General features: G+C 57.4%; 20 protein-coding genes. 16 read left to right on the top strand and 4 right to left on the bottom strand.

The features are described from left to right. Positions 1–236: 236 nt before the first annotated feature. Both I5192_RS22495 and rpsD read left to right on the top strand, forming a co-directional pair. On the top strand, positions 237–551 hold the full coding sequence (locus I5192_RS22495) for a hypothetical protein (RefSeq protein ID WP_255611765.1): 315 nt from the start codon (positions 237–239) through the stop codon (positions 549–551). Between the two features lie 212 nt (positions 552–763). Then, positions 764–1,384, top strand: coding sequence for a 30S ribosomal protein S4 (gene rpsD / locus I5192_RS11255; RefSeq protein WP_170392466.1), 621 nt, complete (start codon positions 764–766; stop codon positions 1,382–1,384). Positions 1,385–1,507: 123 nt separating this feature from the next. Here rpsD and I5192_RS11250 read toward each other — a convergent pair whose 3' ends face one another. After that, complete coding sequence (locus I5192_RS11250) at positions 1,508–1,969, bottom strand: Lrp/AsnC family transcriptional regulator (RefSeq protein ID WP_170392465.1); 462 nt, start codon at positions 1,967–1,969, stop codon at positions 1,508–1,510. 103 nt (positions 1,970–2,072) lie between these two features. Here I5192_RS11250 and I5192_RS11245 point away from each other — a divergent pair, with 103 nt between their 5' ends. From I5192_RS11245 to I5192_RS11230, 4 genes are all read left to right on the top strand, one after another. Next, positions 2,073–3,488: an aminotransferase class V-fold PLP-dependent enzyme gene (locus I5192_RS11245; RefSeq protein ID WP_223116856.1), complete on the top strand. Its 1,416-nt coding sequence runs from the start codon at positions 2,073–2,075 to the stop codon at positions 3,486–3,488. Between the two features lie 64 nt (positions 3,489–3,552). Continuing rightward, on the top strand, positions 3,553–4,638 hold the full coding sequence (gene hisC / locus I5192_RS11240) for a histidinol-phosphate transaminase (protein ID WP_223116855.1): 1,086 nt from the start codon (positions 3,553–3,555) through the stop codon (positions 4,636–4,638). Beyond that, entirely contained in the window at positions 4,635–5,555 is a 921-nt protein-coding gene (locus I5192_RS11235; protein ID WP_223116854.1) for a prephenate/arogenate dehydrogenase family protein, read from the top strand. Before hisC ends, I5192_RS11235 begins: the two co-directional genes overlap by 4 nt. After that, on the top strand, positions 5,552–6,373 hold the full coding sequence (locus tag I5192_RS11230) for an extensin family protein (protein ID WP_223116853.1): 822 nt from the start codon (positions 5,552–5,554) through the stop codon (positions 6,371–6,373). The genes I5192_RS11235 and I5192_RS11230 overlap by 4 nt, the downstream gene beginning before the upstream one ends. On the opposite strand, the gene I5192_RS11225 is transcribed toward I5192_RS11230, so the two are convergent. Beyond that, positions 6,370–7,371 carry a DUF2125 domain-containing protein gene (locus tag I5192_RS11225; protein ID WP_170392459.1) on the bottom strand — a complete coding sequence of 334 codons (1,002 nt, stop codon included), beginning with the start codon at positions 7,369–7,371 and terminating at the stop codon, positions 6,370–6,372. The two genes, I5192_RS11230 and I5192_RS11225, sit on opposite strands and share 4 nt — an antisense overlap. Before the next feature lie 67 nt (positions 7,372–7,438). On the opposite strand from I5192_RS11225, the gene I5192_RS11220 reads away from it, so the two are divergent. The 3 genes from I5192_RS11220 (at position 7,439) to I5192_RS11210 (ending at position 10,899) form a co-directional block, all read left to right on the top strand. Then, a complete protein-coding gene (locus I5192_RS11220) occupies positions 7,439–7,969 on the top strand; it encodes a gamma-glutamylcyclotransferase (RefSeq protein ID WP_170392457.1) in 531 nt (176 codons plus the stop codon). Between the two features lie 68 nt (positions 7,970–8,037). After that, positions 8,038–9,216 carry a biopolymer transporter ExbB gene (locus tag I5192_RS11215; RefSeq protein WP_170636081.1) on the top strand — a complete coding sequence of 393 codons (1,179 nt, stop codon included), beginning with the start codon at positions 8,038–8,040 and terminating at the stop codon, positions 9,214–9,216. Positions 9,217–9,219: 3 nt separating this feature from the next. Beyond that, positions 9,220–10,899: a peptidoglycan -binding protein gene (locus tag I5192_RS11210; protein WP_170392453.1), complete on the top strand. Its 1,680-nt coding sequence runs from the start codon at positions 9,220–9,222 to the stop codon at positions 10,897–10,899. 87 nt (positions 10,900–10,986) lie between these two features. On the opposite strand, the gene clpA is transcribed toward I5192_RS11210, so the two are convergent. Next, complete coding sequence (gene clpA, locus I5192_RS11205; RefSeq protein WP_170401887.1) at positions 10,987–13,311, bottom strand: ATP-dependent Clp protease ATP-binding subunit ClpA; 2,325 nt, start codon at positions 13,309–13,311, stop codon at positions 10,987–10,989. A gap of 174 nt (positions 13,312–13,485) precedes the next feature. Next, the gene (gene gloB / locus I5192_RS11200) at positions 13,486–14,253 is read right to left on the bottom strand and encodes a hydroxyacylglutathione hydrolase (protein WP_170512527.1); all 768 of its coding nucleotides are present in this window, start codon (positions 14,251–14,253) and stop codon (positions 13,486–13,488) included. Positions 14,254–14,314: 61 nt separating this feature from the next. On the opposite strand from gloB, the gene I5192_RS11195 reads away from it, so the two are divergent. The 7 genes from I5192_RS11195 to I5192_RS11165 all read left to right on the top strand — a co-directional run bounded on the left by I5192_RS11195 (position 14,315) and on the right by I5192_RS11165 (position 20,681). Then, entirely contained in the window at positions 14,315–15,049 is a 735-nt protein-coding gene (locus tag I5192_RS11195; RefSeq protein ID WP_170564164.1) for a class I SAM-dependent methyltransferase, read from the top strand. A gap of 302 nt (positions 15,050–15,351) precedes the next feature. Continuing rightward, positions 15,352–15,912 (top strand): F0F1 ATP synthase subunit delta, encoded by a 561-nt coding sequence (locus I5192_RS11190; RefSeq protein WP_170564161.1) that lies wholly within the window; start codon positions 15,352–15,354, stop codon positions 15,910–15,912. Continuing rightward, entirely contained in the window at positions 15,913–17,451 is a 1,539-nt protein-coding gene (gene atpA / locus I5192_RS11185; protein WP_170392443.1) for a F0F1 ATP synthase subunit alpha, read from the top strand. Positions 17,452–17,466: 15 nt separating this feature from the next. Continuing rightward, the gene (locus tag I5192_RS11180) at positions 17,467–18,345 is read left to right on the top strand and encodes a F0F1 ATP synthase subunit gamma (protein ID WP_170392441.1); all 879 of its coding nucleotides are present in this window, start codon (positions 17,467–17,469) and stop codon (positions 18,343–18,345) included. A gap of 20 nt (positions 18,346–18,365) precedes the next feature. Further along, positions 18,366–19,790 (top strand): F0F1 ATP synthase subunit beta, encoded by a 1,425-nt coding sequence (gene atpD, locus I5192_RS11175; protein WP_039537698.1) that lies wholly within the window; start codon positions 18,366–18,368, stop codon positions 19,788–19,790. A gap of 12 nt (positions 19,791–19,802) precedes the next feature. Further along, positions 19,803–20,213, top strand: coding sequence for a F0F1 ATP synthase subunit epsilon (locus tag I5192_RS11170; protein WP_170420547.1), 411 nt, complete (start codon positions 19,803–19,805; stop codon positions 20,211–20,213). 117 nt (positions 20,214–20,330) lie between these two features. Beyond that, positions 20,331–20,681 (top strand): H-type lectin domain-containing protein, encoded by a 351-nt coding sequence (locus I5192_RS11165; RefSeq protein ID WP_170594556.1) that lies wholly within the window; start codon positions 20,331–20,333, stop codon positions 20,679–20,681. Positions 20,682–20,729: the final 48 nt, after the last annotated feature.

Below are 20,729 nucleotides of genomic sequence, written 5' to 3'. Positions count from 1 at the left end.
ACACAAGCACAGTTACTTGTGGGATGAGTAAAAGTGCGGGCGGACAGATGAGAACCGGTTGTAACGGTCGGATAGCAATATTTTGGACACAGACGGAAGTTGACGGGCTTGAGGCGGCGCCTTTGGCCCACTTGCGCGTTGGTAGCTCTTGGTCCTGGAGGGGGCGAGGTGTCCAACTCGCCGCAAGTGCTGACCAAGTTGCGCTGCACGCAGGCTCCACCGGTCTTGGATATATATTGGCGGCCAGAGCCAGTTTCGCCAACCCCGGCGAGATCAACGAAAGTGCCAAGATCGAGTTGTCAAACGGGGCTCAGACTTTCGTTGCCGAGCTGGTGCGTGAGGTGAACGAAGCGTCTCTGGTGCTTGTGTTTGAGGATGGATGCCCTGAGCCTGATCAAGATTTCTGGGTCAGTTTGGCAGCTTCGCATATTGAACCTGTTGAGATTGACAGCGGTTATGACGACAAGGTTGTCGTGTTCCCGGCGGCTCGCGCAAATGCAAGTTCAGTGCCGGTAAGTCTATCAAATACTGCCGGTTGGGCCGCTGAATAACGGATACTTCTCAGAAAGATTCCAACTCTAAGCAGAAATCCTACCCTTTGCTTGCTGTGGCGTGTTGACTCTGGCCGAAGCAGGGATATAAGCGCGGCTTCATTGGTGTTGGTGGCCCCCGCGAGGGGATGCCTGTCATGGGGGAAACCTCAAGAGGACAACGCCCTTCATAGTGGCCCATCGGGGCCTCAATCTAAAGAAGGAGATCAGCCGTGACCAAACGCACGTCTGCCAAGTACAAAATCGACCGCCGGATGGGCGAAAACATCTGGGGTCGTCCGAAATCCCCGGTTAATCGTCGTGAATACGGCCCTGGCCAGCATGGCCAGCGCCGCAAGGGCAAACTGTCTGACTTCGGTCTGCAGCTGCGTGCCAAGCAGAAGCTGAAAGGCTACTACGGCGACCTGACCGAGAAGCAGTTCCGCCGCATCTATGCAGAAGCTGAGCGTGTCAAAGGCGACACCGGTGAAAACCTGATCGGTCTGCTGGAGCGCCGTCTGGACGCCGTTGTTTACCGCGCCAAGTTTGTTCCGACCGTGTTCGCCGCACGTCAGTTCGTGAACCACGGCCACGTTAAAGTGAACGGCAAGCGGGTCAACATCCCGTCCTATCGCGTCAAAGAAGGCGACGTTATCGAAGTGCGTGATAAGTCCAAGCAGTTGGCCGTTGTCCTGGAAGCTGTCGGCTTGGCCGAGCGTGATGTGCCTGACTACATCGACGCCGACCACTCGAAAATGACCGCGACTTTCGTGCGTGCACCGGGCCTGAGCGATGTGCCTTACCCGGTTATGATGGAACCGAACCTGGTCGTCGAATTCTACGCGAAGAACTAATCTTCGCCGACCTGTTGAGTTTAAGGGCCGCGCTTTCAGCGCGGTCTTTTTTGTTTTGATGGGGCTCTGCCCCAGTCGCTGCGCGACTCCCCCGAGATATATTTGGCCAGATGAAGAGGCGGATCAGATAGGAAGCGGGCGACTTTCGGCAATGGCCTCCATTGCGAAATAGGAGGTGACGCTGTCCAGTTCGATCTTATCGATGAGGCGTTGATAGACTTTGTCGTAAGAGGCCATATCTTCTGTAACGACCTTGAGTTGATAGTCATAGTCGCCGCCAATGCGATGGAAATCGACCACTTCAGGAATGGTCAGGACATGACTGCGAAAGGCCTGCAACCATTGGGCAGAGTGGTGGCGCGTGCGTAGCATGACGAAAACCACCAGATTCAGCCCAAGCTTTTCGCGCGCGATGCGCGCCGTAGAACCTTGCAGGACACCCGCGTCGTTCAAGGCCTTTATTCTTCGCCAGCAGGCATTTTGGGACAGGCCGACCCTATCTGCCAATTCTCGCTGGGAAAGTGTTGCGTCTTTTTGCAGTTCCTTCAGAAGACGCGTGTCAATTTGATCTAATTTTTTCTCCATATAAACTCATATGACACAAAACTCGGACACATAAAGCATAAAATTGTGAGGTTTCCACAGGATGGATCAATCATATTGGAGTTAGCAATATGGAGCCTGTGTTATGACCTTGTCCAACTTTCGCGCAGAAATTCAATCTGCTGCTCACGGAAATACTCTGCGTGATGGGCTGATCGGTGAGGGGGTACTCATCCCGGGTCTGCATGGGGACGTGCCGCTTGTGTATGCGGACTACGTTGCCTCGGGTCGCGCGTTGCGACAGGTCGAAAATTTCGTGGCCGAGCATGTGTTGCCGTTCTATGCCAACAGCCACACCGAAGCCTCCTATTGCGGTTCCTATATAACCCGTTTGCGCCGCGAGGCGCGGGCCGAGATCGCCCGCATAGTTGGCGCCAAGGAAGAGGACGCGGTGATCTTTACCGGGTCTGGCGCTACAGCGGGTCTTAACCGGCTGGTTAGTCTGCTGGGAGTGCAAGAGGCTAATCAGCCGGTCGTTTTGATCGGTCCGTATGAGCATCATTCGAACATTCTGCCGTGGCGTGAAAGCAAGGCGCGGGTGATCGAGATTCCAGAAGCCGTTGACGGCGGTCCCGATATGCAGGTGCTAAAGGCGGCACTGGTAGAGCACGCAGATTCCGATCTTGTGATTGGGTCATTCTCAGCGGCGTCAAACGTCACCGGCATCATCACCGACCCTGATCCAGTGACGCGGATGCTGAAAGAGCATGGTGCGCTTGCGGTATGGGACTATGCGGGTGGTGGACCTTATTTGCCAATGGACATGGGGCCGGAAGATGCGCGGAAGGACGCGATCGTTGTCTCTCCGCATAAGTTTCCGGGTGGGCCGGGGGCGTCGGGTGTTCTGGTCGTTAACCAATGCGCTGTGAAGCGGACGTGTCCGAGTTGGCCCGGCGGTGGGACTGTCAGCTTTGTCTCGCCTTGGCGGCACGACTACAGCGCCGATCTCGCGACACGAGAAGAGGCGGGTACACCAAATGTGATCGGAGACATTCGCGCGGCCCTGGCCTTCATTGTCAAGGATGCGGTCGGAACGGATGAAATCGCACAGCGTGAGGCGCAGTGTAACCGCATGGCGTTGGATGGGTGGTCCGACAACCCACATCTGACATTGCTAGGTGCCGAGAATGCACACCGCCTGCCGATATTCTCGTTCCTCGTGTGTGATCGGAATGGGCAGCCGGTGCATCAGCAGCTGTTTACCCGGATGCTCAGCGATATCTACGGCATCCAGGCACGTGGCGGCTGTGCCTGTGCCGGACCCTATGCGCATCGTTTGCTGGGCATTGATCGGGCAGCGTCGGAAGAATTGCATGCGGCCCTGTCGGAGGGTGAGGAAATGAAGAAACCGGGTTGGGTGCGGTTGAATTTCTCTTACCTCATGAGCGAAGAGACCGTTCAGTTCATTATCGACAGCGTTAACGAGCTGTCGCGCCGGACCGAGGAATTCGTCCCATTCTACAATGCCGATCCGGCGACGGCGCGCTTCAAAGCGGCGTAAGATAATTGCCGCTTTTCTCAACCCGTTGAGAAAGGTATGAGGGGCCAAGCTAGTGGAGCCCCTCATGAACCAGATCACACCTCAACCCGGCATAATGGACATCGCGCTGTATCAGGGCGGACAGTCGCATGTTGACGGTGTTGCGGATGTCATCAAGCTGAGTTCCAACGAAAACCCGTTTGGGCCAAGTCCCAAGGCGATCGAAGCGGTGCGCGAAAGTGCCGTTTCGCTGCATCGTTATCCCAGCACCGATCATTCCAGCCTGCGCGCCGCAATTTCTGAACGGCTCGGACTGGATTCCAATCGGATCATCTGCGGTGTCGGCAGTGATGAAGTGTTGCAGTTCGTGGCGCAGGCCTATGCTGGTCCGGGTGATGAGGTGATATATACCGAGCATGGATTCTCCATGTATCCGATCATCGCGCGAATGGCGGGCGCGACCCCGGTCATGGTGCCCGAGAGGGATCGCCGTGTAGACGTAGATAGCATCCTTGCCGCGGTCACTGGGCAGACACGGATTGTCTTTGTGACCAATCCGGGAAATCCTACTTCAACCATGATCTCTGACGCCGAATTGCAGAGGTTGGCGGATGCATTGCCAGCCGATTGCCTGATGGTGCTGGATGGTGCCTATGCCGAATTTGTCGATGGTTTCGATGGAGGCGCGGGGCTGGTGGACCGGTTTAGCAATGTCATCATGACCCGGACGTTTTCGAAAGTGTACGGTCTAGGTGGGATGCGCGTTGGCTGGGGCTATGCGGCGAAAGAGATTATTGATGTGCTGAACCGCGTTCGTCAGCCGTTCAACCTATCGCTGACGGCTCTCGCGGCGGCCGAGGCCGCCGTGCGGGATGAGGAATATCTGCGGTTCTGCCTGTCTGAAAATGCACGCCTCCGGATTTGGTTGTCTGATGAACTGGCGAAGGTCGGCGTTTCATCCGATGTGTCATGCACGAATTTCATCCTCGCCCGCTTTGCTGACAGGGCCGAGGCGGAAGCCTGCGATGACTATTTGAAAACGCAGGGTTTGATCGTGCGGCGGGTCGCGGGCTACAACCTGCCAAACGCGCTGCGGATCACCGTAGGTGACGAAATCGCCTGCGGCCGCGTGGTTGCAGCGATTACTGCGTTCAAAGGGGGCGCTGCATGAGCCAGATTTACGACCGTGTTGCGCTGATCGGGTTGGGCCTGATTGCATCGTCCATGTTTTGGGCGATCAAACGGGCTGGGCTTGCGGGGGAAGTGACGGGCTATGCGCGATCCGAGGCAACCCGCGAGACGGCGCGCCAGATCGGCCTTTGTGACCGGGTTTGCGAGACCGCGCAAGAGGCGGTCGAGGGTGCTGATCTAGTGGTTTTGTGTGTCCCCGTTGGTGCAATGGGACCTGTGGCGCAGCAGATTGCGCCGGTTCTGAAATCCGGTGCCACCGTTTCAGACGTGGGGTCGGTAAAGCGTCACGTGATTGACGCCGTCTCACCCCACATACCCGATAGCGTTCATTTCATTCCGGCGCACCCACTGGCCGGGACCGAGCATTCCGGGCCTGAATCGGGTTTCGCCGAACTGTTCGACAACCGTTGGTGCCTGTTGGTGCCGGTCGAAGATTCCGATCCGGATGCGATCGCTCGCCTGCGGGCTTTGTGGGAGGGTCTGGGATCGAATGTCGATGAAATGGACGCCGCGCATCATGATTTGGTGCTGGCGGTCACCTCGCACGCACCTCACCTGATTGCCTATACGATGGTGGGAGTTGCGGATGATCTCCGGCGGGTTACAGACACCGAAGTCATCAAGTATTCGGCAGCTGGTTTCCGCGATTTCACTCGCATCGCGGCTTCGGACCCGACGATGTGGCGTGATGTGTTTCTGACCAACAAAGACGCAACGCTGGAGATTCTGGGCCGGTTTACGGAAGAGCTCTTTGCGCTACAGCGGGCCATCCGAACTGGTGACGGAGAGCAATTGTTCGACTACTTTACGCGCACACGGGCGATCCGCCGCGGCATCATTGATGCGGGCCAGGATACGGATGCGCCAGATTTCGGGCGGGGAAAAACATCGACATGAGAAAGATCGGTTGCAGCCATTTGATTTTCTGCGTTGCTTTGGCGGCAACGACTGCAAATGCGGCGGCGCCTGAGACTTCTATTGTGCCGTTGACGCGCCCGGAAACCACCCAAGCGATGGTGGCAGTCGTCACCCCCAACATCCGGCCGGTGCTACGGCCCGCTTCGCCGCAGGTAACGGCCGCTGCAGCCCGTCCCGCTGAATTACCATTGCTCGGGCCCGAGAATTCGATCCGTCCGTTTGTGCGCCCGGAAGCGCTGGAACAGCGAGTCTTTCTTAAGAAACGCAAGCTGCGCAAGGGTTCAGTGTGTGGCGATATCGATATTCAGGGTAAGCCGGTTGGACGTGTGAAGGGCAAGATCAAAGCCTGCGGGATTAAGGATGCAGTGCAAATCACCTCAGTATCGGGGGTCGGGCTGAGCCGCCCAGCGACGATGGATTGCGGCACTGCACAGGCGCTGAATAATTGGGTCGACAAAACTGTAAAGCCCACGTTCAAACGCCGAGGTCCGGTGGTCGAGCTACAGGTCGCCGCGCATTACGCCTGCAGAACACGTAACAACCGTAAAGGGGCGCGGATCTCTGAGCATGGTAAAGGGCGCGCCATCGACATTTCGGGCTTCAAGATGGCCGATGGTGAGGTGGTGACGGTTCTAAATGGCTGGCGCAAAAATCCGTCCAAGAAGCAACTGACCAAGGTATGGCGCGGCGCGTGTGGGCCATTTGGCACGGTTCTCGGACCAAACTCTGATCGCTACCATCGGGATCATTTCCACCTAGACACCGCGCGCTACCGCAGCGGCACCTATTGCCGTTAACGCAGTACCAGTCTCGGGGCAGGACCAAGGGGCAACGGACCCAAGGCGACGAACCCATCTCGGAAATTCAGCTGTAAATCCAGCGCATTTGGGTTGCCACCCAGTCCAGCCATGAAGCCCAATGCGCGGGTTACAGGATCGACTGCCTGATCGGGCAGCGCACCTGCGGCGTTTGCCATCGCGATCATGTCGCGCCAGTTTTCGGCTTTCATCGCAATTTCACCCGTTGGAATGCCCTGTTCGTCAACTTCCAGTTCGCCGGTGGCGAACAGACGCAGCTCACCCCATTTCATTTCTGCCAAACGCAGATCAATCGCAACGGGTTGGGGGCGACGCTGCTCAAGTGCGGTGCGGTCCCAGGGTTTGTCGAAAGTGACAAACATATCCATTTCCAGCGTTTCGAACGATTGCGGCAGGGTCGATGCTGAACGCATCAGGCGTCTCAAATCATCGCCGGGAGTAAATCCGTCGATCTTCGCGGTAATCCCATAGCTTTCGGGCGCTCCAGATTGCTCCATTACAAGGCTCAGCGACTGGCCTCCGGCTTGCGGATCACCTTCGGTTGTCAGCAGCCAGCGCTTTGAGGTCAGCGCCATTTTCTCGAGCACCAGCGCGACACCGGGTTGGAGCTGCAATTCGGCTTGTAACGCTTCGGCCTGAACGGTCGTGGTCTGGTCGAAATAGGAAAGGCGCTGCGGCGTACTGGCAAAGCGCAGCATCTGGCGGCCGGGCCAGATTGCTGGGCTTTGGAACTCGACCCAGTCCGCACTCCACGCCGTTCCGTTGACCGGATCGGCCAAAGCGGGATTATTTAGGCGTGTGATGTGCTGAAATGGATATCCTGCCGTCGACACGTCCGAGAATTCGGCCTGCCAGCCCAGTTCTTGCTGCCGGTCAAACCAACCGGTCAGGGCGTTTCGCAGACCATAACCGGCGACAAACCAGTAGGCGCTCCACGCGAGGGCGATAAATACGAAAACGCGTATCAGACGGCGCATGATGAATGGCCCTTTTTCCTGCCTCGGATTTGATGTTTATAGGGCCAAACGGGCAAGGACCAGTGCAATGACGATGTGGGTATTCGGATATGGATCGCTGCTGTGGAACCCGGGCTTTCCGGTGGCACGCAGCGAACGCGCTAAGTTGCACGGATATGCGCGGTCGTTTTGCATGCGCTCTATCCACCATCGCGGCACGGAAGAAGACCCCGGTTTGGTATTGGCGCTGGACGAACAGCCAGACGCGCATTGCACTGGATTGGCGCTTGCTGTCGAGGCAGGTCACGAAGAGCGCACTTTGGCTGAATTGCGTGAGCGTGAGCTGATCTCGTCAGCCTATCTGGAGCGGATGCTGGACGTGCATCTGGACTGCGGGCAGATCGTAAATGCAGTGACTTACGTCATCGATGCTCACCACGTTCAGTATTGCGGCGGTCTTCCATTGGAAGAGCAGGCCCAGATCATCGCCCACGCGGTTGGCGGACGTGGGCCAAATACCGAATATCTCTACAATACTGCCTCGCACTTGACCGAGATCGGACTGCACGACCCTGATCTTGAGTGGTTGTCGCAACGGGTGCGGACAATCAGCGCATAAACTCTTGGCGTCACGGGGCGAACTTCGATAGGTTCAGCCCAGAGCAGACAATACCAGGAGCCACGCGCATGGCGCAGGCACAACAGGGCGTGAGACCACATTTCTCACAACCGATCCGTCAGATTTTGATGATGCTGATCGCAATAGGGCTGTCAGGACTTGGCGTGTTCATGGCGTTGCCATATGTACTGCCGGTTATTCAGGCCAATCTGTATCTTAACGGGTTCATTTTGCTGGTCTTTGTCATCGGTGTCGCTGCCTGTTTTCTGCAGGTCACACAGCTGATCGGATCGGTTCGTTGGATCGAAGCCTTTGCCGGAGGGGTCGAACGTGACGATGTGCGCCCGCCGCAACTGCTTGCCCCACTGGCGTCGTTGTTGAGGGAACGCGGGGCGCGGTCTCAGATCAGCTCTAGCTCTACCCGATCGATCCTCGATTCCGTCGCCGAACGGGTCGAAGAAGAGCGCGAGATCACCCGCTACATCACCAACGTGCTGATCTACCTTGGCCTACTGGGGACATTTTTTGGTTTGGCCACCACTGTCCCCGCCATCGTTGATACGATCCGCAGCCTGAACCCGCAGGAAGGTGAAGAAGGTCTGGCCGTCTTCAACCGTCTGATGACAGGATTGGAAGCGCAGCTGCAGGGCATGGGCGTTGCTTTTGGGTCGTCATTGCTGGGTCTGGCCGGATCCTTGATCGTCGGTTTGCTGGAACTATTCGCGGGCCATGGCCAGAACCGGTTCTATCGCGAATTGGAAGAATGGTTGTCCTCAATCACCCGCGTTGGCTTTGCTGCGGGCGATGAGGGCGGCGCGGAACTGGCCGTGCTGACCCCAGTACTGGATGCCATGTCCGAGCAGATGGATGCACTGCAGGATATGTTCTCGGCGCAAGAGGCTGATCGGACGGACGTATCAGCCAAGCTGGGGCAATTGGTCGATGTCATCGGGGAAATGAACCAGCGTCAGGCCCAGACCGAAGGTGTTACGGCTGCGCTTGAACGTGTGGCGCTGGGGCAGGACGCGTTGCTTGATCACATGCGCGAACATGGCGCGGGCGAGGGGATCGATGCGGAAAGCCGCATGCGCCTGCGGTCGATGGATGTTCAGTTGCTGCGTATACTCGAAGAAATCTCCGCTGGTCGTCAGGACAGCATGAACGAACTGCGCAAGGATTTTGAGCTACTGGTCAAAGCATTGACCTTGCCACGGGGCGCCGTACGTACGCCGCCAGAAGGAGAGTAACTCATGGCGCTGTCCCGCCGCACAGGTCAACGATTCTCGGGCTCGGTCTGGCCCGGCTTCGTGGATGCGATGACGGGATTGTTGATGGTGCTGACCTTTGTACTGACCATCTTCATGGTCGTGCAATTTGTGCTGCGCGAAACGATTTCGGGGCAAGAGGATGAACTGACGGCCCTATCCGACGAAATCGCCGCGCTGGCCGGGGCGCTGGGGCTGGAAGAGCGGGAAAACAGCCGTCTTCAAGCGCGTCTTGGGAACTTGAATGCAACGCTTAATCAGGTCGAAGACGATCTGGCGCAGGCACAAACCCGCATAACCGACTTTGAAGCACAGGTCGCGGCTTTGCTGGCTGATCAGGCGCGTGCGCAGGGGGATATCGCCGCGCTAGAAACGCAACGCGATGAGTTGCTAAATGAACAAGATGCCTTGAATTTGGCACTTGCTCAAAGCAGACAAGAAATCGACGCACAGGCCGAAGCCGCCCGCCTTGCCGCGGCTCGACGCGAAGCACTTGAAGCTCTCGTCGCCGAACTTGAAACCAGCGAAGATGCACAGGCAGCTCAGATATCCGAGCTAGAACAGCAACTGACCGAGGAAGAGGCCGCGCGTCTGGCCGAAGCCGCCGCTGCTGAGGCGTTGCGTGATCGATTGCAGAATGCAGATGCTGAACTGACAGCGATGACCTTGGCGCTGGAAGCGCAGCGAAAGGAAGCCGAGGACACTCTGACTTTGCTGGCTGCGGCACAGGCTGCCAAGGCAGAGCTTGAGCGCCAGTTTGGTGAGATCAATGCCGAAGAACTGAGGGCACAATTGCAAGCCGCATTGGATGCCCAAACCCAGGCGCAAGCAAATGCAGCCGAACAGAGGTCGCTGGCCGAGGAGCGCGCGGCGCTGCTGGCGCTCGCCCGAGAGGCGCTTGCATCGGAACAGGAAATCTCGACCGAAGCGCAACGTCAGACCGCGCTGCTTAATCAGCAGATGGCAGCCTTGCGCAGCCAGTTGGGATCGCTGCAGGCTTTGTTAGACGATTACGAAGAACGTAATACCGCCGCCGAGATCCAGATACAGACGCTGGGCCAGGATCTGAATGCCGCTCTAGCGCGCGCAGCCTCGGAAGAACGCCGTCGCCGACTGCTGGAAGAGGCTGAACGTATTCGGCTGGAAGCCGAGGCCGAGAAACTGGCGGGCCAAAATCAGGAACTAGCCGCACAGGCCGAGGATTTGCAGCGCTATCGCTCGGAATTCTTCGGGCGACTGCGCGATGTGCTGGGTGATCAGGATGGCGTGCGCATTGAAGGTGACCGTTTCGTGTTCTCGTCTGAGGTGTTGTTTGCCACCGGGTCCGCAAACCTGTCTGCGGAAGGTCGTCAGGAGGTTGCCAAAGTTGCCAATATCCTGCGAAGCGTTGCCGCCGAAATACCCGAGGGGCTGAACTGGGTCATCCGTGTCGATGGGCATACCGATAATGTGCCACTTGCAGGCAGCGGACGATATCGCGACAACTGGGAGCTCAGCCAGGGCCGTGCCCTTTCTGTGGTGCGCTACATGGTTGATGCGCTGGGCATTCCACCTGATCGTTTGGCGGCAAACGGGTTCGGAGAATTCCAGCCCGTTAATCCCGCCGACACACCCGAGGCGCGCGCCCAAAACCGTCGGATCGAGTTGAAGCTGACAGAGCGATAAGGCTGGTACGAACCAACTTGGATTACCTGCCAAAAATGAAAAACGCCCACCGAAAAGGCGGGCGTTTTTCGTTATAGAAGCAGTGGGTTAGTCCGCCGTCAAAAGCGGGGGCTTGTCGCCCGGAATGCGGGGCTGATCGGGGCCCAGGATTTCCAGATTCAGCTCGCCCTTCTTCATCGAGACACGGACCACGCCGCCTTTGGCCAGTTTGCCGAATAGCAGTTCCTCGGCCAGAGGTTTCTTGATGTGTTCCTGAATAACACGACCCAGAGGTCGCGCACCCATCTTGTCATCATAGCCCTTGTCGGCCAGCCATTCGGCGGCACGCGGTGTCAGATCGATGGTCACGCCACGATCCAGCAACTGTGCTTCCAGCTGCAGGACAAACTTCTCAACGACCTGCAAAATGACCTCTTTCGGTAGTGGTGCAAATGAGATCACAGCGTCCAGGCGGTTGCGGAACTCCGGCGTGAACATACGTTCGATCGCTGCGGTATCCTCACCTTCGCGCCGGTCGCGGCCAAAGCCGATGGCGGCTTTCGCCTGCTCCTGCGCACCTGCGTTCGAAGTCATGATCAGGACCACGTTGCGGAAATTCACCGTCCGGCCATTGTGGTCGGTCAATTCGCCGTGATCCATCACCTGCAACAGGATATTGAATACGTCCGGGTGCGCTTTTTCGATCTCATCAAGCAACAAGACGCAATGTGGGTGCTGGTCGACACCGTCGGTCAGCAAACCACCCTGATCAAACCCGACATAACCCGGAGGCGCACCGATCAGACGGCTGACCGCGTGCTTCTCCATGTATTCCGACATGTCGAAACGCAGCAGTTCAACACCAAGCGTGTCAGCCAACTGTTTCGCCACCTCTGTTTTGCCAACACCGGTGGGGCCAGCGAACAGATAGTTGCCGATGGGTTTTTCGGGCTCACGCAGACCGGCGCGCGCCAGTTTGATCGCACTGGACAGCGCTTCGATCGCTTCATCTTGACCAAACACCACGCGTTTCAGCGAGGTTTCGAGATCTTTCAGAACCTCGGCATCATCCTTGGTGACGTTCTTGGGTGGGATACGCGCAATCTTGGCAACCACCGCCTCGATCTCTTTGACGCCGATGGTCTTGCGACGTTTGCTTTCGGCGAGCAGGTGCTGCGCTGCCCCGGCCTCATCGATCACGTCGATGGCCTTGTCGGGCAGTTTGCGGTCGTTGATATAGCGCGCCGACAATTCGACAGCTGTCTTGATCGCGTCGGCAGTATATTTGATCGAGTGATGCTCTTCGAAATATGGTTTCAGACCGCGCAGAATTTTGACACTGTCCTCGACCGACGGCTCGTTCACGTCGATTTTCTGGAATCGGCGGCTCAGCGCGCGGTCTTTTTCGAAATGCTGACGGAACTCTTTATACGTGGTCGAGCCCATGGTGCGCAGTTTGCCACCCTGAAGCGCTGGCTTCAGCAGGTTCGACGCATCCATCGCTCCGCCCGAGGTTGCACCCGCTCCGATCACAGTGTGAATCTCGTCGATGAAGAGAACTGCATCAGGGTGCTCTTCCAATTCGGTCACAACCGCTTTCAGACGCTCTTCGAAATCGCCGCGATAGCGAGTTCCCGCAAGCAGGGCACCCATATCGAGCGAGTAGATGGTGGTTTCCGACAACACGTCCGGGGCCTCGCCCGCAACGATCTTATGCGCCAGACCTTCGGCGATGGCGGTTTTGCCGACACCGGGGTCACCTACCAGCAACGGGTTGTTCTTGCGCCGGCGACACAGCACCTGAATACAGCGTTCAACCTCGTCCGAGCGTCCGATCAGCGGATCTACATCACCGGCGCGTGATTTGGCGTTCAGATCAACGCAATATTTGCCAAGCGCACTTTCTTTTTGCTCGGCGTCACCAGATGTCGTCTGAGCCTCTTCTTCGGCTTCATCAGCACCCGTTACAGGACGATTCTCTCCATAGGCCGGGTCTTTGGCCACACCATGTGCGATGAAGTTTACCGCGTCATAACGGGTCATGTCCTGCTCTTGCAGGAAATAGGCTGCGTTGCTTTCACGTTCGGCGAAGATGGCCACCAATACATTGGCCCCGGTCACCTCTGTGCGGCCAGAGCTTTGAACGTGGATCGCGGCGCGCTGAATGACACGCTGGAAGGCTGCAGTCGGTACTGCTTCTGACCCGTCGATATCAGTGACGAGGTTTGACAGATCTTCGTCGATGAATTCGACCAAGGTGCTGCGTAACTCGTCCAGATCGACGCTGCACGCTTTCATGACGCGCACCGCATCGGGTTCTTCCAACAGCGCCAGCAGCAGATGCTCTAGCGTTGCGAATTCATGTCGCCGTTCATTCGCCGCCGCAAGGGCCGCGTGGATGGCTTGTTCAAGTGTGCTCGAGAATGAAGGCACGCGGGTGCTCCTCTGTATTGGGCCGGAAGGGGGCGGGCTGCAGGCCGGATCCCCATCCCAACCATGTCCTCATACTATTAGAGTTTGGTTGATCCCGCCCCGGCTTCAAGGGTTTTCTTTCACTTGACAGTCACATTTGTTGTGACCGTGGCCGTGATTGGGGCTTGAAACGGGTTAAAAGCTGTCTTTTTGGGCTCGAATTTCGGCGAATACGGACACGGGATCAGAGTTTTCCATGCCCAGATGGGCCTGAATCGCCGGATCAGTGGCCCTTAGAAACGGATTTGTCGCCTTTTCCAGGCCTAAAAGCGAAGGCACAGTAGGTTCTCCAGCAGCGCGGGCGCGATTAATATCGGCCACGCGGTCAAGCAAGGCTGGGTTGTCGGGATCGATGGTCAGGGCGAACTTGGCGTTTGCCTGTGTGTATTCGTGGCCTGAGCACACGATTGTTTCATCGGGCAGGGCCGCCAACTTGCTGAGAGAGGCCCACATTTGCGCAGGCGTGCCCTCGAACAATCGCCCACATCCCAGCGCCATCAGGCTGTCAGCGGTGAATACAACGCCAGTTTGGGGCATGTAGAATGCAATGTGCCCAATTGTATGACCGGACACATCAAGAACCTCGACCGGCTCACCGCCGATATAAAATGTGTCACCCTCAACCACCGCCTGATCGAGTTTTGGCAACCGATGCTCATCTGCTTTTGCGCCGATCACACGCGCGGGCTGTTTCGCCAGAATGTCGCCCAGCCCGTCCACATGATCCCAATGATGATGGGTCAGCAACACATGGCTTAGCTGCCAGCCGCGCGAATCCAGTTCAGCCAGAATCGGAGCTGCCTCTGGCGCATCGATCAAGGCAGTCTCACCGCTGGCCGGATCATGGGCGAGAAAGGCGTAATTATCGCTGAGGCAAGGAATGGTAACGATCTCAAGAGGCATGGCCTTTTGCCCTTTCATTGCTAGACTGCGCCCAGCTAAGCCGATTGACCGGGTGTCCGCAATGCATCTTGATGTGCAGGATCTGAGGAATTTCTACTATCGCAGCACCCTGGGTCGCGCGGCCCAGGCAGCGATCCGTGGTCGGTTGGCGGATCTTTGGCCCGAAGCCAAAGGGCAAACTGTGGTCGGATTTGGTTTTGCCGTACCTTTATTGCGGCCTTACCTCAAAGATGCGCGTCGTGTGATTGGTCTTATGCCTGGTCCGCAGGGTGTAATGCCATGGCCTGCGGGGATGCCCAATGTTTCCGTTCTGACCGAAGAGACGATGTGGCCAATCGAAACTGGCCATGTGGATAAACTCGTGGTGATGCATGGTTTGGAAACTTCAAACCGACCCAGCCAATTGCTGGAAGAATGCTGGCGCGTTCTGGGGCCCGGAGGGCGTGTGCTATTTGTCGTACCGAACCGGGCCGGGCTTTGGTCGCGCTCAGACCGGACGCCGTTTGGCTTTGGGCAGCCCTATTCAACGACCCAATTGGAAAACCAATTGCGAGCGCACCACTTCGTCCCTGAAAACCATTGCTCGGCGCTTTACCTGCCGCCATCGTTCCGTCGGTTCTGGCTAAAATCAGGTAGCCTGATCGAGAAGACTGGACAACGCATCCCAACCGTCATGGCCGGAGGCGTGCTTATGGTTGAGGCCAGTAAACTCATTCGCCCGCCTAGCGGAAGCGTTACCAAAGACACAGCGAAGCGCCCGATCAAAGCGTTGGATGGTTTGTTAAAGCCTGCGTGACAGTCCGGCGCATTTTGAACGGAAAAAATGCGGGAAAAAGGTCACAGGAATCGCAAAAACCTGTATATTCGTAACATTTTTCAACTGCCCCAATCGGTCCAAAGGGTCGCAGTTGGGTTAAGTGTATGAAAAATAATAATTTGTGGATAAAACTGTTACCGCTATAGCGTATTGCTTGGTTGGAACACCTCTGCTACATCCCCGGTGATTTTGATCCCCGCCCTAAATGGACGGGGTTTCCTCACGCCCCAAGGTAGCGGCCGCTACTCAAAATCGGGGCCTCAAATATCGGAAGGGTGGACGTGTCCGAACCAGCTTCGATTTCCACTGGCATCGCCGAGCGCTATGCCACCGCGATCTTCGAGATCGCCAAAGAGAATAATGACCTTGCAGGTCTGGAAAGCGGAATCAACGATCTGGCAGCCGCATTGGGTGATAGCGCAGAATTGCGCGACCTGATCGCATCGCCTTTGGTTTCGCGCGCCGAACAGGAAAGCGCAATCACTGCTGTTGCTGACAAGATGGGCCTACATGCCATCCTGCGCAATACGTTGGGTCTGATGGCGCAGAAACGTCGTCTGTTCGTTGTACCGCAACTGGTGCAGGTTCTGCGCGACATGCTGGCTGACGAGCGTGGCGAGGTGACCGCCGATGTCGCCTCGGCCAAGGCGCTCACCAAGACCCAAATGGATAAACTGTCCAAGACGCTGTCCGAGCGTGTGGGCAAGACCGTGACAATCAATGCGACCGTTGATGAAAGCCTCATCGGCGGTCTTGTCGTTAAAGTGGGCTCGAAAATGATCGATAGCTCGATCCGTTCGAAGCTGAACTCCCTACAGAATGCAATGAAAGAGGTCGGATAAATGGGAATCCAAGCTGCAGAGATTTCTGCAATCCTGAAGGACCAGATCAAGAACTTTGGTCAGGAAGCCGAAGTGGCCGAGATCGGCCGCGTGCTGAGCGTCGGTGACGGGATTGCCCGTGTATACGGCCTGGACAATGTGCAAGCCGGTGAGATGGTCGAATTCCCCGGCGGCATCATGGGTATGGCGCTGAACCTGGAAAGCGACAACGTCGGTGTTGTTATCTTCGGTTCCGACCGTGACATCAAAGAAGGTGACACTGTTAAGCGCACCAACTCGATCGTGGACGTTCCGATCGGTGACGAGCTGCTGGGCCGCGTTGTTGACGGTCTGGGCAACCCGCTGGACGGCAAAGGCCCGATCAACGCGACCAAGCGTGGCGTTGCAGACGTTAAAGCGCCGGGCATCATTCCGCGTAAATCGGTTCACGAGCCGATGGCAACCGGCCTGAAATCGGTTGACGCAATGATCCCAATCGGCCGTGGCCAGCGTGAGCTGATCATTGGTGACCGTCAGACCGGTAAAACCGCCGTTGCTCTGGACGCGATCCTGAACCAGAAAGTCTACAACGACGCAGCAGGCGACGACGAGTCGAAGAAGCTGTACTGCGTGTACGTTGCGATCGGTCAAAAGCGTTCGACCGTTGCTCAGCTGGTGAAGAAACTGGAAGAGTCCGGTGCGATCGACTACTCGATCGTTGTGGCGGCAACCGCGTCCGACCCGGCACCGATGCAGTTCCTGGCACCTTACGCCGCGACCGCGATGGCTGAATACTTCCGCGACAACGGCCGCCACGCGCTGATCATCTATGATGACCTGTCGAAGCAGGCTGTGTCCTATCGTCAGATGTCGCTGCTGCTGCGCCGTCCGCCCGGACGTGAAGCCTATCCTGGCGACGTTTTCTACCTCCACTCGCGTCTGTTGGAACGTTCGGCAAAGCTGAACGAAGACTTCGGTGCGGGCTCGCTGACCGCTCTGCCGGTTATCGAAACTCAAGGTGGTGACGTTTCGGCGTTTATTCCGACCAACGTGATCTCGATCACCGACGGCCAGATCTTCCTGGAAACCGAACTGTTCTACCAAGGCATCCGCCCTGCCGTGAACACCGGTCTGTCGGTTTCGCGTGTGGGCTCCTCGGCTCAGACCAACTCGATGAAGTCGGTTGCCGGTCCGGTTAAGCTGGAGCTGGCTCAGTACCGCGAAATGGCTGCCTTTGCGCAGTTTGGTTCTGACCTCGACGCCGCGACCCAGCAGCTGCTGAACCGTGGTGCGCGTCTGACCGAGCTGATGAAACAGCCGCAGTACTCGCCGCTGACCAACGCTGAAATCGTCTGCGTAATCTTCGCCGGTACCAACGGTTACCTCGACAAGATCGACGTGTCCGATGTTGGCCGCTATGAGGCTGGCCTGCTGGCGCACCTGCGTGGCAAGCACGCGGATCTGCTTCAGTGGATCACGGACGAAGATCCCAAGATCAAGGGTGACGCTTCCGACAAGATCAAGGCTGCGCTGGACGAATACGCCGCAACCTTCGCTTAAGGGAGAGGCGGGCATATGCCAAATCTTAAGGACCTTAAAAACAGGATCGAGTCGGTCAAATCGACCCGCAAGATCACCAAGGCCATGCAGATGGTCGCGGCTGCAAAACTGCGTCGCGCCCAGGAATCTGCCGAAGCCTCGCGTCCCTATGCCGAGCGGTTCAATGCCGTGATGGCGGGGCTGGCGGCTTCGGTCGGGGGCAGCGACAGCGCCCCCAAGCTGCTCCGTGGCACGGGCAGTGATGATGTCCATCTGCTGGTTGTCATGACAGCTGAACGCGGCCTGTGTGGCGGCTTCAACTCGAACATCGCCAAGCTCGCTCGCCAAAAGGCGGACGAGTTGCGCGCCAAAGGTAAGACGGTCAAGGTTTTGACCGTCGGCAAAAAAGGCCGCGACGCGCTCAAGCGTGATTTTAGCGATCTGTTCGTTGGACATATCGACCTGAGCGAGGTCAAGCGTCTGGGGTATTCCAACGCGCAAGACATCGCCAAGGACGTCCTGTCTCGTTTCGACGGGGGTGAGTTCGACGTTGCCACGATCTTCTACTCGAAGTTCGTCAACGTTGTGACCCAGATCCCGACGGCACAGCAGGTCATCCCCGCCTCGTTCGAAGACGAAGCGACGGGTGACGACAGCGGTGCGGTATTCGACTACGAGCCCAGCGAAGAGGCCATCCTGGCCGACCTGCTGCCCAAGGGGGTTGCCACCGCGATCTTCTCGGCTCTGCTCGAAAACGGAGCGTCTGAACAGGGTGCACGGATGTCCGCAATGGACAACGCGACACGCAACGCGGGTGAGATGATCGACAAGCTGACGATCCAGTTCAACCGCTCGCGTCAGGCCGTGATCACCAACGAGCTGATTGAAATTATTTCCGGCGCCGAAGCGCTGTAGAGACATACCGGAGACGAAACATGGCGAATGCAAAAGGCAAAGTCACACAGATCATCGGGGCCGTCGTCGACGTGCACTTCGAAGATCAGCTGCCTGAAATTCTGAACGCGCTGGAAACCACCAACAACGGCAAGCGCCTGGTGTTGGAAGTTGCTCAGCACCTGGGTGAAAACACCGTCCGCACCATCGCAATGGACGCGACCGAAGGTCTGGTCCGCGGCGAAGCCGTCACCGACACCGGCGCACCGATCTCGGTTCCGGTTGGCAACGCCACCCTGGGCCGCATCCTGAACGTGGTTGGTGAGCCGATCGACGAAAAAGGCCCGGTTGAAGCAACCGAAGCCCGTGCGATCCACCAGCCCGCGCCGACTTTTGATGAACAGTCGACCGAGTCGGAAGTTCTGGTAACCGGCATCAAGGTTGTTGACCTGCTGGCCCCATACGCCAAAGGCGGTAAGATCGGCCTGTTCGGCGGCGCCGGCGTTGGTAAAACCGTTCTGATCATGGAACTGATCAACAACATCGCAAAAGTGCATTCGGGCTTCTCGGTGTTCGCGGGTGTTGGTGAACGGACCCGTGAAGGCAACGACCTGTACCACGAGATGATCGAATCGAACGTTATTAAACCGGACAACCTGTCGGAATCGCAGGTGGCCCTGGTTTACGGTCAGATGAACGAACCTCCGGGTGCGCGTGCGCGTGTTGCTCTGACCGGTCTGACCCTGGCTGAGCAGTTCCGCGACCAGTCCGGTACTGACGTTCTGTTCTTCGTCGACAACATCTTCCGCTTCACGCAGGCGGGTTCCGAGGTTTCGGCTCTGCTGGGTCGTATTCCTTCGGCGGTGGGCTACCAGCCGACCCTGGCAACCGACATGGGTGCCCTGCAGGAACGCATCACCTCGACCAAGTCGGGCTCGATCACGTCCGTGCAGGCGATCTACGTGCCTGCGGATGACCTTACCGACCCTGCGCCGGCAACCTCGTTTGCGCACTTGGACGCGACCACCGTTCTTAACCGTGCGATCTCGGAAAAGGGTATCTACCCTGCGGTTGACCCGCTCGACTCGACATCGCGTCTGCTCGACCCGGCCATCGTTGGTGAAGAGCACTACAAGGTTGCGACCGACGTTCAGCAGATCCTCCAGCGCTACAAGTCACTGCAGGACATCATCGCCATCCTCGGCATGGACGAACTGTCGGAAGAGGACAAACTGACCGTGGCACGTGCCCGTAAGATCGAGCGCTTCCTGTCGCAGCCGTTCGACGTGGCCGAAGTCTTCACCGGTTCGCCGGGCGTTCAGGTTCCTCTGGATGTGACCATCGCGTCGTTCAAAGCGGTTGTCGCTGGCGAATACGATCACCTGCCCGAAGCGGCCTTCCTGATGGTTGGCGGCATCGAAGAAGTGATCGCCAAAGCGGAGAAGATGGCCGCAGAAGCCGCCTAAGGAGTATCCCTGATGGCAAACACGATGCAATTCGACCTCGTCAGCCCCGAGCGGAGCCTTGCTTCGCTCGAGGCCACCGCGGTCCAGATTCCCGGCGCGGACGGGGACATGACGGCAATGCCCGATCATGCCCCCACAATTACAACTCTGCGCCCGGGCATCCTGAAGGTCGAAGCACCCCAAGGCTCCAGCGAATACCTGGTCACCGGTGGGTTTGCTCAGATCAATGGTGATGGCCTGTCGGTTCTGGCCGAAAAGGCCATTCCGGTTGCTGAAGTAACACGCTCGCATCTGGACGATCTGATCGCTGACGCCCGCGCCTCGCACGAGGCAGCCAAGGCCGGTGACGATCAGACCATCGTCGACGATGCTGCAAAGTTGCTGGCTGACATGGAAGCTCTAGGAACGCATATGAGCCTGTAAGGGTTCATGACATTCTGATCACTTGGAACGGCCCCGTATCCGCGGGGCCGTTTTTTTGTCGTGATTTTGCCATTCGCTGAAGTTAAGCTGCAGGAATTGAACAATAAAAGACGATATATGAAAAAGTTTCAAACCCATCCCATCGGCATTGATCAGGGCGAGGAGGTCTTGTTTTCCGATTTCGCCGATGGTGGCGTGATGTGGACTGGTGAGGGCCCGCGTGAGCGTCGCGTAAGCGTCCGTTTTTCAGAAGTGTTCCGCTCTGTGCCAATCATCCAGATAGGGGTGGTACTTTGGGATGTGGATACGTCTTCCGCTTTACGGGCTGAAGTTCAGGCCGAAGATATAACGCCGGAAGGATTCAATGCGGTGTTTCGCACCTGGTCCGATACGCGTATCGCCAGAATTCGGGTGAGTTGGACCGCAATTGGAGATGTTTCGCATGAAGACGATTGGGATATCTCGTGAAGCAGGCCTGTTCGTGACATAAGATTGCGCACCTTCGCGCGTCGTCCC

The organism is Ruegeria sp. SCSIO 43209, from assembly GCF_019904295.1.
Classification (GTDB): domain Bacteria; phylum Pseudomonadota; class Alphaproteobacteria; order Rhodobacterales; family Rhodobacteraceae; genus Ruegeria.
The sequence above is the reverse complement of the archived record's forward strand: the minus strand, read 5'-3'. Positions and strand labels throughout refer to the sequence as shown.

Coding starts and splice junctions, on each gene's coding strand:
- I5192_RS11230 (WP_223116853.1), top strand. CDS start 5,552: ATGAGAAAGATCGGTTGCAGCCATTTGATTTTCTGCGTTGCTTTGGCG.
- gloB (WP_170512527.1), bottom strand. CDS start 14,253: ATGCCTCTTGAGATCGTTACCATTCCTTGCCTCAGCGATAATTACGCC.
- I5192_RS11225 (WP_170392459.1), bottom strand. CDS start 7,371: ATGCGCCGTCTGATACGCGTTTTCGTATTTATCGCCCTCGCGTGGAGC.
- I5192_RS11195 (WP_170564164.1), top strand. CDS start 14,315: ATGCATCTTGATGTGCAGGATCTGAGGAATTTCTACTATCGCAGCACC.
- I5192_RS11245 (WP_223116856.1), top strand. CDS start 2,073: ATGACCTTGTCCAACTTTCGCGCAGAAATTCAATCTGCTGCTCACGGA.
- I5192_RS11210 (WP_170392453.1), top strand. CDS start 9,220: ATGGCGCTGTCCCGCCGCACAGGTCAACGATTCTCGGGCTCGGTCTGG.
- hisC (WP_223116855.1), top strand. CDS start 3,553: ATGAACCAGATCACACCTCAACCCGGCATAATGGACATCGCGCTGTAT.
- I5192_RS11215 (WP_170636081.1), top strand. CDS start 8,038: ATGGCGCAGGCACAACAGGGCGTGAGACCACATTTCTCACAACCGATC.
- I5192_RS11170 (WP_170420547.1), top strand. CDS start 19,803: ATGGCAAACACGATGCAATTCGACCTCGTCAGCCCCGAGCGGAGCCTT.
- I5192_RS11165 (WP_170594556.1), top strand. CDS start 20,331: ATGAAAAAGTTTCAAACCCATCCCATCGGCATTGATCAGGGCGAGGAG.
- atpA (WP_170392443.1), top strand. CDS start 15,913: ATGGGAATCCAAGCTGCAGAGATTTCTGCAATCCTGAAGGACCAGATC.
- atpD (WP_039537698.1), top strand. CDS start 18,366: ATGGCGAATGCAAAAGGCAAAGTCACACAGATCATCGGGGCCGTCGTC.
- I5192_RS11180 (WP_170392441.1), top strand. CDS start 17,467: ATGCCAAATCTTAAGGACCTTAAAAACAGGATCGAGTCGGTCAAATCG.
- I5192_RS11220 (WP_170392457.1), top strand. CDS start 7,439: ATGACGATGTGGGTATTCGGATATGGATCGCTGCTGTGGAACCCGGGC.
- I5192_RS11250 (WP_170392465.1), bottom strand. CDS start 1,969: ATGGAGAAAAAATTAGATCAAATTGACACGCGTCTTCTGAAGGAACTG.
- I5192_RS11235 (WP_223116854.1), top strand. CDS start 4,635: ATGAGCCAGATTTACGACCGTGTTGCGCTGATCGGGTTGGGCCTGATT.